This is a genomic window from Acinetobacter sp. YH16056_T, assembly GCF_024605895.1.
Lineage (GTDB): Bacteria > Pseudomonadota > Gammaproteobacteria > Pseudomonadales > Moraxellaceae > Acinetobacter > Acinetobacter amyesii.
This window is the reverse complement of record NZ_CP094545.1, coordinates 1,520,836-1,539,209: the sequence shown is the minus strand read 5'-3', so window position 1 is coordinate 1,539,209 and position 18,374 is coordinate 1,520,836. Positions and strand designations below refer to the sequence as shown.

At 39.8% G+C, this 18,374-nt stretch carries 14 protein-coding genes and 1 pseudogene; 11 read left to right on the top strand and 4 right to left on the bottom strand.

Annotated features, from left to right (window positions below; translation table 11 throughout):
• Position 1: 1 nt before the first annotated feature.
• The 3 genes and pseudogenes from MST17_RS07685 to cysK form a co-directional block, all read right to left on the bottom strand.
• Positions 2-2,419 (bottom strand): copper-translocating P-type ATPase, encoded by a 2,418-nt coding sequence (locus MST17_RS07685; protein WP_373692685.1) that lies wholly within the window; start codon positions 2,417-2,419, stop codon positions 2-4.
• A gap of 93 nt (positions 2,420-2,512) precedes the next feature.
• Positions 2,513-2,620, bottom strand: a pseudogene (locus MST17_RS17200) (cation transporter); the annotation flags it as partial.
• A 625-nt stretch (positions 2,621-3,245) separates the two neighbouring features.
• On the bottom strand, positions 3,246-4,244 hold the full coding sequence (cysK, locus tag MST17_RS07680) for a cysteine synthase A (protein ID WP_180027125.1): 999 nt from the start codon (positions 4,242-4,244) through the stop codon (positions 3,246-3,248).
• Positions 4,245-4,526: 282 nt separating this feature from the next.
• Here cysK and MST17_RS07675 point away from each other — a divergent pair, with 282 nt between their 5' ends.
• From MST17_RS07675 to gcvH, 11 genes are all read left to right on the top strand, one after another.
• Positions 4,527-4,844: a helix-turn-helix transcriptional regulator gene (locus MST17_RS07675; protein ID WP_078193801.1), complete on the top strand. Its 318-nt coding sequence runs from the start codon at positions 4,527-4,529 to the stop codon at positions 4,842-4,844.
• 308 nt (positions 4,845-5,152) lie between these two features.
• Positions 5,153-6,889 (top strand): SulP family inorganic anion transporter, encoded by a 1,737-nt coding sequence (locus tag MST17_RS07670; RefSeq protein ID WP_180027124.1) that lies wholly within the window; start codon positions 5,153-5,155, stop codon positions 6,887-6,889.
• A gap of 204 nt (positions 6,890-7,093) precedes the next feature.
• Positions 7,094-8,287, top strand: a complete 1,194-nt coding sequence (gene sstT / locus MST17_RS07665; RefSeq protein ID WP_180027123.1) for a serine/threonine transporter SstT — start codon at positions 7,094-7,096, stop codon at positions 8,285-8,287.
• Between the two features lie 34 nt (positions 8,288-8,321).
• Positions 8,322-8,996: a YoaK family protein gene (locus MST17_RS07660; protein ID WP_180027122.1), complete on the top strand. Its 675-nt coding sequence runs from the start codon at positions 8,322-8,324 to the stop codon at positions 8,994-8,996.
• A 12-nt stretch (positions 8,997-9,008) separates the two neighbouring features.
• Positions 9,009-9,545 (top strand): DUF2058 domain-containing protein, encoded by a 537-nt coding sequence (locus tag MST17_RS07655; RefSeq protein WP_180011723.1) that lies wholly within the window; start codon positions 9,009-9,011, stop codon positions 9,543-9,545.
• A gap of 247 nt (positions 9,546-9,792) precedes the next feature.
• Positions 9,793-11,043 carry a mechanosensitive ion channel family protein gene (locus MST17_RS07650; RefSeq protein ID WP_180027121.1) on the top strand — a complete coding sequence of 417 codons (1,251 nt, stop codon included), beginning with the start codon at positions 9,793-9,795 and terminating at the stop codon, positions 11,041-11,043.
• A gap of 635 nt (positions 11,044-11,678) precedes the next feature.
• On the top strand, positions 11,679-12,959 hold the full coding sequence (locus tag MST17_RS07645; protein ID WP_257224036.1) for a GGDEF domain-containing protein: 1,281 nt from the start codon (positions 11,679-11,681) through the stop codon (positions 12,957-12,959).
• A 98-nt stretch (positions 12,960-13,057) separates the two neighbouring features.
• Positions 13,058-14,932, top strand: coding sequence for an ABC transporter ATP-binding protein (locus tag MST17_RS07640; RefSeq protein WP_180027120.1), 1,875 nt, complete (start codon positions 13,058-13,060; stop codon positions 14,930-14,932).
• Positions 14,910-15,359, top strand: coding sequence for a MaoC family dehydratase (locus MST17_RS07635; RefSeq protein WP_180027119.1), 450 nt, complete (start codon positions 14,910-14,912; stop codon positions 15,357-15,359). The genes MST17_RS07640 and MST17_RS07635 overlap by 23 nt, the downstream gene beginning before the upstream one ends.
• A gap of 150 nt (positions 15,360-15,509) precedes the next feature.
• On the top strand, positions 15,510-16,538 hold the full coding sequence (locus MST17_RS07630; RefSeq protein ID WP_078190954.1) for an AraC family transcriptional regulator: 1,029 nt from the start codon (positions 15,510-15,512) through the stop codon (positions 16,536-16,538).
• Positions 16,539-16,610: 72 nt separating this feature from the next.
• Positions 16,611-16,985, top strand: coding sequence for a glycine cleavage system protein GcvH (gene gcvH, locus MST17_RS07625; protein ID WP_180027118.1), 375 nt, complete (start codon positions 16,611-16,613; stop codon positions 16,983-16,985).
• Positions 16,986-17,082: 97 nt separating this feature from the next.
• Here the strand turns inward: gcvH and MST17_RS07620 are convergent, their stop codons facing one another.
• A complete protein-coding gene (locus MST17_RS07620; RefSeq protein WP_078190956.1) occupies positions 17,083-18,273 on the bottom strand; it encodes a PilT/PilU family type 4a pilus ATPase in 1,191 nt (396 codons plus the stop codon).
• Positions 18,274-18,374 lie beyond the last annotated feature (101 nt).

Here is an 18,374-nt window from a genome sequence, read left to right as displayed (position 1 = left end):
CTCAAGACTCCTGAAAAACTGGCCCTTTAAATGCTTTTAAACGTAAGGCATTTGACACAACAAACACCGATGAAAGTGCCATTGCACCTGCTGCAAACATAGGTGAAAGCAATATGCAAAAGAATGGATATAACACACCTGCAGCAACAGGAATCAATGCTGCATTGTAAATAAATGCCCAAAATAGATTTTGGCGAATATTATTCATCGTCGCTGTGCTCAGTGCGATTGTTGTCGGCACCATTTGTAAATTACCCGACATAAGCACAACGTCCGCGGCCTCTATCGCCACATCTGTCCCTGTACCAATCGCCATGCCCACATCTGCTTGCGCAAGTGCAGGCGCATCATTAATACCATCGCCAACAAAACATACAACACCATGTTCTTTTTGCAACTGTTGTACAGATTGCACTTTTTGATCTGGCATCACTTCAGCAATCACATGATCAATTTTCAACTGTCGTGCTATGGCAGTGGCAGTGTGTCGGTTGTCGCCTGTAATCATGGCCACTTTCAGCCCTAAATCATGCAAAGCTTGAATGGCTGCGAAGGTTGTGGCTTTGATCGGGTCGGCTACAGCAACAATGGCAGCAAGCTGTTGATCGATCGATACATATAGCGGGGTTTTCCCTTCATTGCCCATGCGTTCTGCCAGTGCTGAAAAGATTTGTGTTTCTAAACCAAGTTTATGCATCAAATGATCTGCACCAATATAAATGCTTTGTCCTTCAACAACCGCCTGAATCCCAGCACCAGTCACGGAATCAAACTGTTCAACTTCTAAAAGTTGCACTTGCATCTCTTTCGCAGCTTGTACAATGGCATAGGCAATCGGATGTTCAGATTTCTGCTCTACAGAGGCCAATAACTGAAATACGCGATCTTTATCAAAAGCTTCAGTGACTTCAAAATCTGTCAGTTTCGGTTTACCTTCAGTCAATGTCCCTGTTTTATCGACTGCAACCACTTGAGTATTTTTGAGTTGTTGTAAGGCTTCACCTTTACGGAACAATACTCCAAGCTCTGCACCTCGCCCTGTACCGACCATGATAGATGTTGGCGTTGCCAAACCCATTGCACATGGACATGCGATGATCAGTACTGCTACAGCATTGACTAAGGCATAGGTTAAACTCGGTTCAGGTCCAACTACATACCAAACTAAAAAGGTGATCAACGCCAACGCCATTACCACCGGTACAAACCATAACGTGACTTTATCCACCAAAGCTTGAATCGGTAATTTTGAACCCTGAGCCTGTTCGACCATATGGATAATTTGTGCCAAAACAGAATCTTGACCTACCGCAGTGGCTTGTATTTTCAATGCCCCATTTTGGTTAATCGTTCCACCGACAACTTGATCACCGGCTTTTTTCTCGACAGGAATTGGCTCGCCACTGATCATGGATTCATCAATATAACTGTTCCCAGACACTACAGCACCATCGACTGGGCAACGTTCACCAGGCCGTATTTCAATCAACATACCTGTTTCAACATCACTAATCGGCAAATCTATATAGCTACTAGATTGCTCAACACGTGCTGTTTTGGGTTGCATGCCGACTAAGTATTGAATAGCTTGCGAGGTTTTACCTTTGGCTTTCGCCTCCATAAAACGACCCAAAAGAATCAACGCCACAATTACTGCGGCTGCTTCAAAGTACACATGAACCGTACCTTGCGGTAATAATTGCGGAGCAAATGTTGCAACACAAGAAAAACTATAAGCAGATAAAGTCCCGACTGCGACCAAAGAATTCATATCCGGGGCAAGTCGCGCAAGTGCTGGTATGCCGTGCTGATAAAAGCGTCTTCCGGGTAGGATTAACACCAAAGTGGTTAATATAAACTGAATATACCAACTATTTTGTGTCCCTAAATTATGCGCAATAAAATGATGAAAAGCTGGAATCATGTGTGATCCCATCTCCAAGATAAAAACAGGAACAGCGAGTACCAATGCGATGATTAAATCACGTTTGAGTAACCGAGCTTCGTCGGCTTTTTTTTCTGCCATTGTCGGTTGTTGCTGCGTAGCAATGCTAGCACTGTATCCCGCTTTTTTAACTGCCGCGATCAATTCTTGTGTTTTTGAAGCGGGAGCCTGAACAAAGGCTTTTTCACTGGCTAAATTTACCGTTGCTTTATTAACACCGTCTACAGCGTTTAAGGCTTTTTCAACCCGTGCCACACATGAAGCACAGGTCATTCCATCAATATTTAATTCAATATTGGGCTGTGCAATATGAAAACCTGCTTTTTCTACAGACTTCGCCAATGCAGAATTTTCAACAGATGCCAATGCCGTAATCGTGGCTTTTTCAGTTGCCAAATTCACTTTTGCATCGATGACTTCTGGAACTGTCTTTAATGCTTTTTCAACACGTGCAACACACGATGCGCAAGTCATCCCTTCAATTTCAAGCTCAATCTGCTTTTGTGCAACGCCAAAACCTGCCTTTTCAACGGCCTGAATTACAGCAGAATAATCCACATTTTTATCACTCTGAACATGTGCTGTTTCAGTGGCTAAATTCACTTGAGCATCAGTGATGCCATCGACTTTTTTTAAGGCTTTTTCCACCCGTGCCACACAAGAAGCACAGGTCATCCCTTCAATAGCAAGTGTGCCATCAAAAAGTTTGCGTTCTGTCGAATCTGTCATGGCAAAATCCCAATCATATGTGCTTGTTTTAGGCTATAGCTTAAACTTTACCACAATGGGAAGGTCAAGTTTTTCTGACTCACAGCAAGGCTTTTCTTTAAGGTATAAAGAATTGCGAAGATTTAAAAACATAATCAATAATATTGAATAATGATTATTCAATTAGTTTGTTTTTCTGATATTAAAACCACACATTTCCTCATTATTCAGTAAGATAGAGATTCGTGACCACCAAACGAATTACTCTCTTTCGTATGTACAAACTGTCGAACATTTGCTTTAACTGCGCATATTTATGTGCTTTTTTATTTTTAATTTTAAGTTGGAGTCTAGATCATATTGATGTTTGGCTCACTCAAGTGGTTATCCCTGCTGTCACGATATGCATACTCTTAGGCTTCCTGTTTAAATACATCGCTCGAAAGTTAGGACATGAACCACCTAAAAGAAAAATTAAACAACAAAATGCCAAAAACGATGATCAAGACGCGGCTTAAGATACTTATAAATAACGAAATCATCAATAAAAAAGCCCATTCAATTGAACGGGCTTTTTTTCATGTCAGAATTATTAGTCAGCACTAATATCTTCAAATAAAACTGAAGAAAGGTAACGTTCACCACCATCCGGTAAAATGACCACAATGGTTTTGCCTGCATTCTCAGGACGTGCAGCAAGTTTTGCCGCAGCTGCCATTGCCGCGCCACTAGAGATACCCACTAAAATACCGTCATGAGTAGCCGTTTTACGCGCCCACTCAATTGCTTCAGCACTTTCAATACCGATCACTTCATCAACAAGGTCTAGATCTAAGTTACCCGGAATAAAGTTAGCGCCAATCCCCTGAATTTTATGCGGCCCAGGAGTCAGTGTTTCGCCTTTTTTCGCTTGGGCGATAATCGGGGATTCAGCCGGTTCTACCGCAACAGAATAAAGCGGCTGATTTTTCACTTTTTCAAAATAACTTGAAATGCCAGAAATCGTACCACCTGTACCTACACCCGATACTAAAATATCCACTTTACCACCAGTTGCTTCCCAAATTTCTGGGCCAGTGGTCAATTCATGAATTTTAGGGTTTGCAGGGTTTTCAAACTGTTGTGGTAAATAATACGTTTCAGTATGTTCGGCAACGAGGCGCTGTGCTTCTTCGACCGCACCTTTCATGCCTTTAGCAGGTTCAGTCAATACGAGATTTGCACCAAAAGACTTCAACACCTTACGGCGTTCGATACTCATACTTGCTGGCATGGTTAATGTAATTGCATAACCTTTCGCAGCTGCAACAAATGCCAAAGCAATCCCTGTATTACCACTTGTAGGTTCTACAATATGCATACCCGGTTTTAATAAGCCTTTTTCTTCTGCATCTGCAATGAGAGCTGCACCTACACGACATTTCACTGAAAATGCTGGGTTACGGCTTTCAACTTTAGCCAAGACCGTTGCTTCTGACTGAATCGCACGATTAATACGAACTAAAGGTGTATTACCAATCGCTTCAGCGTTATTACTATATACTGCGATACCTAAATTACTCGTTGCTGGAAAAGCTGAATCTGTTGTCATGACTATTTATCCCTTGTGTATTTATTGAATACGATCTTTAGATGATACAATTATTTTCAAAGTGTGCATGATGTTTTAAGCTAATGTCTTATATTTATGTGCATTTTGTGAAAGCTTGCACTAAAATCAAGCAATAAATTTAACTGATTAACTAAATTTAAACTTATAAAAATTAATGATATTTGATTTCATAAAAAACCATAGAAATTGTCTTATTTATTCAATGTATTAAGCCGTGATATCCGTATACTTGAGCTGTTGTTAATCGTATGGACATATCCAATGAATACCGATCTGGAAATCACTACTATGCGTGATTCTGCCGAATTAGTCGTGGGCGTTTTAAAGTCGCTGGCAAATACGGATCGTCTACTAATTTTATGTCATCTAGCACAGCAAGAATTGAATGTGTCTCAGATTGAAGAAATCACTGATATTAAACAGCCAACCCTCTCACAACAACTGATGATGTTACGTAAAAGTGATGTTGTGACTACGCGTCGTGATGGTAAGCAAATTTATTATTCAATTAAAGATGCAAATTTAGTTCAAGTTCTCAATACTCTTTACCAATTGTATTGCAACCAATCTTATAAATAACACTTAGTTATTTTAAAATTTCAAGCCAGACATGCTGTTCTTGCACCACTATAGATGAATTATCGCAATGGGCAGCAATTCAATACCTCAATTTACCCGCAATACTTCTTCAAAATTTCAATATCTATATCTATTTCGAATATCCAAAGCTTTAAATCAGCTCATACTTTTCATTAATTCATTTAAAATGATGGTTTCTTACATATCCCGTAAATAAGCAGCGATATTGAACGGTCAAAATTTATTGTACAAGACTTCTTAGCACTTTTTGTGCATAATATATATGAAATTGTGATTTAGATAAGTTTATGTCAGATTTAAAACCTCATTTCTTACAGAAATTTCCTGCTTGGCAGTGGTTACAGCACTACAGCCCCGTGAAATTTAAATCTGATGTACTTGCTTCGCTGATCGTGATTGCCATGTTGGTCCCTCAAGGTATGGCGTATTCCATGCTGGCAGGTTTACCTCCAATCATGGGTTTATATGCCAGTATTTTACCGATGATTGTCTACGCCCTCATTGGTGGAAGCTCAACTTTATCGATAGGCCCTGTGGCAATCATTTCGATGATGACCTTCGCCACGCTCAATCCGCTATTTGAAGTTGGTTCGCCTGTTTATATTGAAGCAGCGACACTTTTGGCCTTAATGGTCGGGCTGATTTCTCTGCTGCTAGGTGTACTCCGTTTCGGTTTTTTAATTCAGTTGATCAGTCATCCTGTCATTAAAAGCTTTATTATTGCTTCGGCACTGCTCATTGCACTGGGTCAGTTTAAGTTTCTCGTCGATGTCCCGCTAAAAGCCAACAACATCCCTGAGTTTGTTTTAAGTTTGTGGGAATATCTGAGTTTGACTCACTTTGCTTCATTCATCTTTGGTGTGCTGGCCATACTGTTTTTAATCTATGTGCCGAAAATATTGGCCACTCAATCAATTCAATCTAGATTCGGCTCTACAGCCTTTCTAAGTAAAGCACTGCCACTGATACTCGTGGCGATCTCGATTGCATCAGTGATGTTATTTGACCTACAAAATGTCGGCATTAAAACCGTCGGTGAAATTCCTTCAGGTTTTCCACCCTTAAGCTTTCCACATTGGAACTGGGAACTGGTACAAACCTTATTACCCGGTGCAACAATGATTGCCATGATCAGTTTTGTTGAGTCACTGTCTATTGCCCAAGCTACTGCCTTACAACAACGAAGCCAACTTAATAGTAACCAAGAGTTGGTCGCTCTAGGTTTAGCCAATCTAAGCGCTGGGGTTAGCTCCGCCTTTCCTGTGACAGGTAGCTTATCGCGTACAGTGGTTAATGCAGATGCAGGTGCAAAAACACCGATGGCTGGCGTGTTGTCGTCATTGCTGATTATCGTTGTCAGTCTCTACTTCACTGGGTTTTTCCAAGACTTACCCTTAGTGATCTTGGCGGCCACGATTATTGTTTCCATTTGGAAATTAGTCGACTTTAAACCTTTTGTGGATACATGGCGTTATTCAAAAGCTGACGGGATTGCGATGTGGGTGACCTTTTTCGGTGTGGTGTGTATCGATATTTCTACAGGTCTCATTATTGGCATCATTTCTACTTTTATTCTGTTGTTATGGCGCATCAGTCGTCCACACATTGCGGTGATCGGTTTGGTTGAGGGCACACAGCATTTCCGTAATGTACAGCGCCATCATGTCTATACCGCACCACATATTCTCTCGCTCCGTATAGATGAAAATATCTCGTTTTTAAATGCCAATACGCTTAAAGGTTTCCTGATCAATGAAGTCAGTGAAAATATTGATCTAGAGCATGTTGTTATCAACTGCTCAAGCGTCAGTTCAATTGACCTCAGTGCCTTAGAAATGTTGGAAGATTTAAATGCTGAATTATCAAAATTAGATATTCGACTGCATTTTTCCGAGGTCAAAGGCCCTGTCATGGACAAATTGCAGCACTCAAAATTACTCACGCATTTGAGTGGTCAAATTTTTCTCACCCACTATCAAGCCGTTACTGAGCTTGCGACAGCCAGTTCTGAGTACCAAATTTAAAGGCCTATTAGCTCACTGTTTAATCAATGCGAGTTTGATAAACAGTGAGTTTTGAAGGGTTTACATTTTAATACACAAAAATAGATTATAAAAAACAAAGGTTTATTTTTAAATTAAATTATTTTTTAAGCATTCCACATTTTCGTATAAAATACAGGGCTAATTTTCATCATTTTGTCATTGTAATTCTGACAAGGCTCTCCTATGTTTTCAGCATTTACACGCTTGAGTTTAGTAACCCGAATTATTATCGCCATTATTTTAGGTGTATTGGTTGCTGTCGTCGCTCCGGGCGTTGCACCCTATTTAAGTTTGCTTGGTGATTTATTCATTAAGGCATTGAAATCCGTAGCACCGATACTGGTCTTTGTACTTGTGCTGTCATCCATTGCAAATTTCAAAGTGGGTAGCAGTAATGCATACATTAAACCAATTATATTGATGTACGCTTTGGGTATGTTCTTGGCAGCGCTTAGTGCCGTGATTGTCAGTATTGTATTCCCAAGTACATTAATTTTGGATGTTGCTGCAGAAAATCTTGTTCCGCCAGGCAGTCTTGCTGAAATCTTGAAAAACTTATTATTAAGTTTTGTCGCAAACCCTGTTACAGCCATTTCAGAAGCAAATTTCATTGGAATCTTAGCTTGGGCTGTTGCCTTGGGTATTGCATTTCGCCATGCATCAGATACCACTAAAGTTTTCTTATCCGATGCTGCTGATGCGGTGAATAAAGTAATCCGTTTAGTGATTAACTTTGCACCTGTCGGTATCTTTGGTTTGGTTGCTGTTACATTTGCCGACTCAGGTTTGAAAACACTGATCAGCTATGCACACTTACTTGCGGTCTTAATTGGTACCATGTTCTTTGTTGCCTTGGTCGTCAATCCACTAATGGTGGCATTTATGACCCGCTCAAATCCGTTCCCATTGGTTTTCCAATGTTTACGTGAAAGTGGTATCACTGCATTCTTTACGCGTAGTTCTGCTGCAAACATTCCTGTAAACCTTGACCTTGCGAAGCGTCTTGGTGTCCCAGAATCGACTGCAAGTGTTGCAATTCCACTTGGTGCTGCAATCAACATGGCAGGCGCATCGGTCACAATTACAGTCCTCACACTAGCAGCAGTTCATACTTTGGGCATTTCTGTTGATTTCAGCACAATGTTGATTTTATCAGTCGTTGCTACCGTTTCTGCATGTGGTGCTTCAGGTGTTGCTGGTGGTTCATTGCTGCTTATTCCAGTGGCTTGTGGCCTGTTTGGTATTTCAAGCGATATCGCGATGCAAGTTGTTGCCATTGGTATGGTCATTAGTGTACTTCAAGATTCAACTGAAACAGCTTTAAACTCTTCGACTGACGTATTATTTACAGCTGCAGTAGACCGTGGTTTAAGATAATATCCTGATATTGGATACTTTTTAAGGCGAGGCCATGCCTTTACAGACTTTACCGCTTTGGATACAACTGGGTGCTTTTTTCCTCGCAGTGAATGCAGGAATGATTAATGTACTTGGACTGGTGACCATCTTGCACCAGTCGGTATCTCACATGACGGGTAATGTCAGTATGTTAGCCATGGCCTTCATTGCATGGCAGCCAGCTACGATTATTTATTTGATTTTAGTCTTGCTTTGTTATGTGATTGGCTCATTTTATAGTGGGCTTATTCTTGGAAATAGTCACTTTAGCTTAACGCGACGTTATGGCGTCCCATTAAGCTTGGTGGCTTTTTTTATTGTCCTGTGTTGGCTGCTATTACCCTATTTTCCACGTTATGCTTTGCTTTGGGCATGCGTGGCGATGGGTGTACAAAATGCAATGGTCAGCCACTATAAAGGCACCATTATTCGTACCACACACCTCTCTGGTGTTTTGACGGACTTAGGTTTGGCTTTGGGTTATAAAGCTCGTGGACTTTCGGTTGAGTCTAAACGTGTGGTCTTACATTTATTAATTTTAGCGGGATTTATCGTCGGTGGCATACTTGCCAGTTGGCTTTATCCTTATTTAAAATTAAACGCATTCCTGATTCCTGCCGCACTCAGTTTAGTCATGAGCGCAGTATATTGGATCATCTATTTTCATTATCGACATATACACGATTAGTTGGAACGTACTATGGTTAAAAATGCATTACAGGCGCAACTGCTTAAAGCAGGTCTGGTCGATAATAAAAAGGCAAAAAAATTGTCTAAACAAGCCGTACATGAAAAACGTACCGGTGAAAGTAAAGATGCTGAAATCAAGGCGAAAATTGAGCAAGATCAGCAGCAAAAAATCGCAAAAGATCATGCTTTAGAGCAAGATCGTAAAGCAGTGTTGCAAGAAAAAGAATTAAAAGCTGCCATCATGCAAATGATTAATCAGCATAAAATTCGTGATACCGATGGCGAATCGACCTATCAATTTATCGATGATGCCAAGATCAAAAAGCTTTATATCAATCAGCAAATTTATAATGCCTTGGTTGCTGGCAGTCTTGTTATTGCACGGGAAAATAGCAACTATGCTTTTTTACCAAAAGAATTAGCCGACCGTATTAATGCGAAAATGGAAGGCTTTATTATTGTGAATAATTCTGAAGTGAATGAACAAACCACGGATGAAGAAGATCCGTATGCAGCTTATGTAATTCCTGATGATTTAATGTGGTAAGCACTTCAAATCGCCAATGAAGCTCCCGATTCGGGGGCTTTTTTTTATCAACATTAATCTTTTTCAGTCCATAAATATCGGTTATACCTTCAAAAAATCATTCCTTAGCACCCAATAAGTAACATTATGGACTATACATGTCGTAACTCCGTAAATTTTACGAGTATAAAATTGCTTATATAATCACCACAATTACAATAGTTTGATCATTAACCCTTTCATTTACTTCAATAAGAGTAGGATAATTTTGGAAAAATTTCAGTTCATTAAAAATATTCAAGATTGGTCAGATCAATACCCTTGGTTAGAAATGCTGACATCGCTCAGTTTCATTATTATTTTTGCCATCATTGCAAATTTTATCGCCAAGCAAATTGTGGTACGTGGTATTCGTAAGCTCGTGTCTAAAATGGCCTTTAGCCACAGTCAAATTTTGTCAGAACATAGTGTGATTAAACGCTTTGCCAACATTGTTCCAGCAATTGTAATCTTAAATGGCATAACCACAGTCCCACATTTATCTGTGAAGTTTATCTCAATCGTTCAAATGGCTTGTCAGGCCTTTATCTTCCTGACCATTGCTTTAGCCATTTCTGAATTACTAAATATTTTTAATCTGATTTATCAACGTAATCCAAAATCTAGAAACAAACCAATTAAAGGCTATTTGCAGTTGGTCAAATTGATCATCTTTTTGGTTTGTGGCCTAATGATCTTAGGTACTTTTCTGAAAAAAGATGTATTTACATTACTCGCAGGCTTCGGTGCTATGGCGGCTGTACTGATGTTGGTCTTCCAAAATACCATTTTGTCACTGGTGGCTTCGGTACAAATTTCTTCTTATGACATGGTGCGAATTGGTGACTGGATTGAAATGCCCTCGCTCAATGCGGATGGCGATGTCATTGATATGTCATTACATACCATTACTGTACAGAACTTTGATAAGACCTTTACCACGATTCCAACCAATAAACTGGTGACAGACACCTTTAAAAACTGGCGTGGTATGGCACAGTCCGGTGTACGCCGCATCAAACGCTCACTTTATATCGATCAAAGCTCTATTCATTTCATGACTCAGGATGAGCAAAATAAACTCAAAGAATTTTTATTATTAGATCAATATCTTGATCATAAGCATGAAGAGCTTGCTCAGTTTAATCAGCAACTTTCCAATCAGTCGCAATATAATCAGCGCCGTTTAACCAATCTTGGGACCTTTCGTGCCTATGTAGAATTTTATTTACAACAGCATTCAGGCATTGCCCAACACCAAACGATTTTGGTGCGTCAGTTACAACCCACGAGTGAAGGCATTCCTTTAGAGATTTATGCTTTTAGTAAAACTATTGCATGGAAAGATTATGAAGCGATTCAATCGGATATCTTTGACCATCTGATCGCAATCACACCTGAGTTTGGACTTAAAATCTATCAAGCCCCTTCTAGTGCCGATTTTAAAGCCCTCGTTCAACCAAATGTCGATAAAAGCTAAGACTTAATTGCGCATCTCCCCATGTATATTTGAAGAAGAAATTCTTTAGGTTAAAGAATTCACAATGTCGATTGAATATATATTGGGGGCGTTTTCTTTAAAAGCTATTCGACATCTGCTAGTGCTTTTTTATCGCGCAATGCAAGGATTTAGAGCAGGCTAGCTAAATGCGCTGATCGTATAATTTCCTAAAAATATAATGCATCTGAAACAACTAAAAATAATTAACTGATGTTACGCACATAACAGTAATTTCACATTTTAAAAATGATTTTTAATTCTATTCGACGGAGTCTTACATCTAGGGGGTGAATAAAGGGATTAGCCTTCGGCTGGAGGTACTTTTGTTTTGGCAAAAGCACCCAAAACCATTGTCATCCGCAAAACTCGTTCACTAGCGTCAAATTATTCAAAGTATCGCAAAAACATTTTTGATTAGAAGAAGTGCTGTCTCAAACACTTGCGGATGACGTTACCGCGTATCATACTTTTATTTAAATCAAATTACGCTTCTGGTGTTACTGCGTAACATCAGTAATTAAAAAAACCCAAACAAATACTATACAAATGTAGACATTTTTAGATACTATTTGTTAACAGTTGCATAAAAACGCTTCTAAAATAGGAACTTGATCATGGAAGGCCCCAATCAACCTTCTCGGAAATCAGTTAAAAACGAATCACAATTACTCATAGAATCGATGAATCGCACTTCTGCCAAACATACGCTCATACAGGCAGAAGCATGTGACTTAGAGAATCGTGTCCGTATTGAGCGTGCTTTATCCGACCCGATTGCACGTATCCCGGCACAGTTTAAAAATGCTTATTACAAATTTTTGTACTACAACCAGAAAGACTATTTAAAGCAGGTCAACTATTTCGCTCAATTGGCATTTTTAATCTATTTTTGGGCAGATCGCTATGTGCTGCCAGACGTAGAAATGCTTTCAGGTGTGATTCGTATCATTGCTATTATTGGTGCATTTAGCCTGAACTATGTTCTGTTTAAATATATCAAACAGATTAAATTGCTCGATTTAATATTACCACTAGCGACTTGCCTTTCTGCAATCCTCTGGTTTGAGATATTACTTCAGTCGAAAAATGAACTGGTTCATAGCTATCAATATGCCGCCATTATTTTGATCGTATTGGGTAATTTAAGTATTCATGTGCATTTTCGCCCTTCGATTATGACCTCAGCCATGATCACGGCAGCGATCCTTTTTGGCGCATGGCGCATTAATGATTTTGGTGATTTTACAATATTTTTATTGGTGTACGTTCCTGTGCTGCTGTTCAGTATGTATATCTGCTGGAACTCTACGCTCAACTCTCGTAAAACGTTTCTAAGAGCGCTGCTAGATGACTGGAACTTTCATACCCTGCGCAAAATTGCCCATACGGATGAATTAACCCAGTTAAGCAATCGTCGCCAATTTGTACATGCTGCCAATAAAAAAATCCAAGAAACCCCAATGACGGTCTGTACCAGTCTTTTGATTTTTGATGTCGATCATTTTAAAGCGATTAATGATCAATACGGACATGATGTCGGCGACCAAGTGCTATGCCAAATTGCTGAAATTGCGCGTAAAGAAATGCGGTTTTACGATATGTTGGCGCGTTTCGGGGGTGAAGAATTTATTGTACTTTTGCCTTTTACCGTCCCAGAAGATGCATTAAAAATTGCTGAACGGTTAAGACATAAAATGGAGCAACATCAGTTTCATATGGATGGTCAATTGGTGAAATTTTCGATCTCCATTGGTGTTTCCAAAATTGACCCTGACCACGCCAAACTCGATCAGTTAATTAAACAAGCCGATATTGCTTTATATGAAGCAAAACGCCAAGGTCGTAATCGGGTTGTACATTTTAATTTTATGAATTTTTGCAGCCAAGCTTTTTAATAAATAAACAAATCAAAATGGAGAAAAACCAGCGAATCCATTACACTCAGAGCGGAAGAAAGAAAGATTAATTACAGTAAAATTCTCAGGTTATCTGCATGCTTAAATGGTTTGAAAACTTAGTTGACGCTTATCCTGAACAGGACTTGAATAAACCATTGCCAACAAAATTTTTCCCCTTTGTATGGCAAGCTGCAACGGGTGTAAAAAAATACCTCTTGTTATTGGTATTCTGTACAGCTGGTGTAGCGAGTTTTGAAGCACTGCTTTATGCCAAAATTGGTGAATTAGTCAATTGGATCAGTAAGTCTCAACCTGAAACCTTTTTACAGCAGCACCAGACCAATCTGACCATTTTAAGCTTTATTTTATTGGCAAATATCTTCTTTTCTTGCCTTCAAACTATTATTAAACATCAGATTTTATACAGTACCTTTCCAATGCGCCTACGTTGGAGATTTCATAACTTATTACTGAAACAAAGTTTAGATTTCTTCCACAACGACTTTGCAGGTCGTTTATCTGCCAAAGTCATGCAAACTTCACTGGCTGTACGTGAGTTTTGGATTATTCTTGGTGACATGTTGGCCTATGTCTTCATTTACCTGATTTCGATCACCGTGATTTTAGGTGCTATATCGCCACTGTTGATTGTTCCATTATTACTTTGGCTGGCTTTATTTATTGGTTCTGCATGCTATTTCATCCCCAAATTAAGCAAAATTTCAAATGAACAAGCCAATGCACGCGCAGTAATGACTGGTCGTGTCACCGATGCCTACACCAATATTCAAACGGTGAAATTGTTTGCCCATGCAGGCCGTGAAAGCCAATATGCCAAAGCCTCAATGAAAGAATTTATGGTGACGGTGTATAAGCAAATGCGACTTGCTGCAAAATACAACATCGCGACGAATTTGCTGATCATTGTTTTATATGGTGGCGTACTTGGAACAGCCGTTTGGCTCTGGATGGATGGTCAAGCTGAGCTTGGGGTCATTGCAGCAGCGACCGCCATGATTTTAAAACTCAGTAGTATTTCCGAGTTTATGATGTGGCAAACATCTGCCCTATTTGAAAATGTCGGGACCATTCAAGATGGGATGAAAACCATGGGCCGCCCAATTCATATTCAAGACAAAGCTGATGCAACCGACTTAAAAGTACCGCAAGGCGAAATTAAATTTGAGGACGTCAGTTTTGCTTATAATGATAAAAATGTCATCGATCAATTTAATTTAACTATTCGACCAGGTGAAAAAATTGGTATTGTCGGGCGTTCGGGTGCCGGAAAATCAACACTAATTCAACTTTTACTCCACTTTTATGATATCAACCATGGTCGTATTTCGATTGATGGCCAAAATATAGAAGATATTACCCAAGATAGCTTAAGAAAAAATATTGCATTGGTGACCCAAGACACCTCGTTATTGCATCGTACAGTTGAAGAAAATATTAAATATGGTCGCCCGAATGCAACCGATGAAGAAATGTATGATGCAGTGCGTAAAGCGAAAGCTGATGAATTCATTCCTCAATTGATCGATTTACGTGGCCAACGTGGCTATGACGCATTTGTCGGTGAACGTGGCGTAAAATTATCAGGTGGTCAGCGTCAACGTATTGCGATTGCTCGAGTATTTTTAAAAGACGCACCGATTTTAATTTTAGATGAAGCCACAAGTGCGCTCGATTCAGAAGTCGAAGCCGCGATTCAATCGAGTTTAGATGATTTGATGCAAGGTAAAACTGTGATTGCCATTGCGCATCGACTTTCAACAATTGCGCAAATGGATCGCTTGATTGTCTTGGATCAAGGACGTATTGCTGAGCAAGGCACCCACGAAGAGCTAGTTGCTTTGAATGGTATTTATGCACACTTGTGGCAGCGTCAAACCGGTGGATTTTTAATAGAACAACATAAAGTAGAATCAAAGGAAGATGAAAATGCTGTATCTGGAAGACCTTAAAGTTGGTGATCACTTTAGTAGTCGTGAATATGAAATGACTGTTGAAGAAATCAAGCAATTTGCCAACGCTTATGATCCTCAGGAATTTCATACAGATGAAGTCAAAGCCCAACAGCACCCGATCTTTCAAGGGCTTGCGGCAAGTGGTTGGCATACTGCTGCTGTAACGATGCGCTTATGGACTGAATGTTTCCCTGTGGCTTATGGCTTAATTGGTTCTGAATCAAGTCTACGTTGGCCGCGCCCAACACGTCCGGGGGATAAAATTCGTGTAGAAGTTGAAATATCTGCAATTACTCCGTCGAAAAGTAAGACAGACCGCGGCATTGTGACCTATGTCACTCAAGCGCTCAATCAGCATAATGACGTTCTTTATATGTCTACGACCAAAATTGTGGTCTTTTCCAAAGAATTTAAAGCGAATTAATCCTTAATGGCCTACTTTACAACGCTAAGGTAGGCCGCTATAAATAGTTGAGCCTAGTCAGTTTGTCCAACAATTTTTGTGGGATACAACACAGAATCATGCCAATATAACCTTAGAACAGAAGAAAAACCCGCATTGCAACGGAACGCTATGAAAACAATTAATTCCCGTCAGGATCAGGGTATTCCCGGAGTGTATGGATTGCTCCTTTTAGATGTGGTCTCTCGATGGGGCTACACTGCAGAAACATTATTTAGTCCCTTCGGATTAAACAGCGAACAATTGGCTGAACCAGATTTCCGTATTCCAACACCCATCGCCAATCAATTGGTAGAGCACGCACTACGTTTAACTGGTGAGCCAACATTAGGTTTTCATTTAGGCAACCAAATGCGCATCTCGATTCATGGTTTTATTGGCTATGCCATCATGACGGCGAAGGACATAACCGATGCCTTAGTCTTGGCAAACCGTTTTATTCAGTTACGCATGCCCTTTTTACAGCTTTTTTTCTCGACTTTTGGAACCAAAGCGACTGTTCAACTACAAACCGACGTTACGATAGAGCCTTTACGTACTGAGATTTCAATTGCCTTAATTTTTGGCATGATCAGCATGGGCAAAGCAATTACCGGTGTGGATTATTCTGCTGGTGAAATTGATTTTGATTTCCCTCAACCTGAAGGTTTTGAGCGGTTTATTGCCAAATATCCACGGCACCAATTTAGATTTGATCAGCCACACCTTTTACTCAGTTTTGATAAGCAATATTTAACCAATAAATTGGTCCATGCAGACCCGATTGCCAGTCAAATCGCCATTAATCAATGTGAAGCTGAACTTTCCGCTTTGGGCGAACGTCACCGTATTGCCATGCGCGTTCGTGATATTTTAACCAACTCCGAACAGCACTATTTAAGTATCGAAAGTGTTGCTGAACGGCTACACATGTCCGATCGAACTTTAAAACGCCAACTTGCTGCTGAAGGTACCTCATTTTCAACGTTAGTCGACGAAGTTCGTTACCGTCATGCCACATCGCTCCTGTCACGGACTGACTTTACCTTAGAGCAAATTGCTGATGAATTGGGCTATAGCGATGTTGCCAATTTTAGCCGTGCATTTAAACGCTGGAGTGGTCGTAGCCCAAGCAATTGGCGTAAAGATCCGTACTTATAAGTCTTTTGTTTTACTTAAAAAGCATGTATAACTCATGCCAAAAATGAATTTAATGGATTTAAGGAGTTATCAATGAATCATCCTTCAGATTTAAAGTACGCAAGTACACATGAATGGGTGCGAATTGAAGGTGACCTTGTTGTTACAGGCATTTCTGATCATGCACAAGACGCATTGGGTGATTTAGTTTATGTTGAAGCACCAGATGTGGGTCAACATATCACTGCTGGCGAACAAGCGGGTGTGGTTGAGTCGGTAAAAACCGCTTCTGATATTCATGCTCCAGTTTCTGGTGTAGTTGTTGAAGTCAATCCGGACCTTGAAGATGATCCAGATTTTGTAAACGATGCGCCTTATAGCAAAGGCTGGATTTATAAAATTAAACCAGACAATATCGCTGATGTAGATGCTTTGTTGACAAGCGAGCAATACGAAGCTGGTCTGTAAATATTTCTAATATCAAAAAAATCAGCCCTCAGGCTGATTTTTTTATTTCAATATGATAGCTGAATTGGCTTATATACCATTTGCATAAATATCCAGCTTATATTTCTTCCGAAGCTTCGGTACTTTCAGGTTCTTCTTTCTTTTCTTCAACCATACTAAAAGATTGCGCAGCCGCTGAAGTACCATTTGCACGTGAACTTTTCAGTTTAATTTGCAAACGTAATTCATTAGTTGAATCGGCATTTCTTAAAGCTTCTTCATAAGAAATAGCGCCGTCATTATATAAATCAAATAAAGCTTGGTCGAAAGTTTGCATCCCAAGTTCACGAGATTTTGCCATAATCGCTTTTAGTTCATGAAACTCACCTTTCAAAATCAAATCTGAAATGAGCGGCGTATTTAACATAATTTCAACGGCTGCACGGCGTCCTTTACCATCTTCAGTCCGGATTAATCGCTGAGAAACAATCGCTTTCATATTGCTCGATAAATCCATAAGCAATTGATTTCTTCGCTCTTCTGGGAAGAAGTTAATGATTCGATCTAGGGTTTGATTGGCGTTATTTGAATGTAGCGTACCTAAACATAAATGTCCTGTTTCAGCAAAGGCAATTGCATGTTCCATAGTCTCGGTGTCACGAATTTCACCAATTAAAATCACGTCTGGTGCTTGTCGCAAGGTATTTTTTAAAGCGTTATGCCACGAATGACTGTCTACACCGACTTCACGATGCGTAATCATTGATTTTTTATGCTTATGCACATATTCCACTGGGTCTTCAACAGTGATGATATGCCCTGCGCTGTTTTCATTTCGATAATCAATCAGCGCCGCTAAAGAGGTTGATTTTCCTGAACCTGTACCTCCAACCACTAAAACTAAACCACGTTTTTCCATAATCACGTGCTTAAGCGAAGCCGGTAATTTAAGCTTTTCAAAATTTGGAATTTCTGCCGTAATGGTACGAATGACCATACCCACATGTAACTGTTGCTGAAATACATTGACACGAAAACGCGAAACGTTTGGCACACTAATCGCAAAGTTACATTCTAGTTCTGTTTCAAACTCTTTGCGCTGCTTCTCATTCATCAAACTATAGGCGAAAAGCTTTGTTTTCTCAGCATCAAGTTCTTGCTGTCCAAAGGGTTTCATCATGCCTTGATGTTTAATACTTGGTGGAAAATCTGCCGTAATAAATAAATCAGAACCACCATATTCAACCACTTTGGTTAACATGTGGAACATAAAACGGCGTGCTTCTTCCAGCAATTCAGCAGTGTACATCAACTTCCCCAATATAAAATTTCAAACACCCAAGCACAGATTGTCATTATTTCTGGCGCTGTATTGAGCTTAGACATTATTGTGCATAAAAAATTTGATTC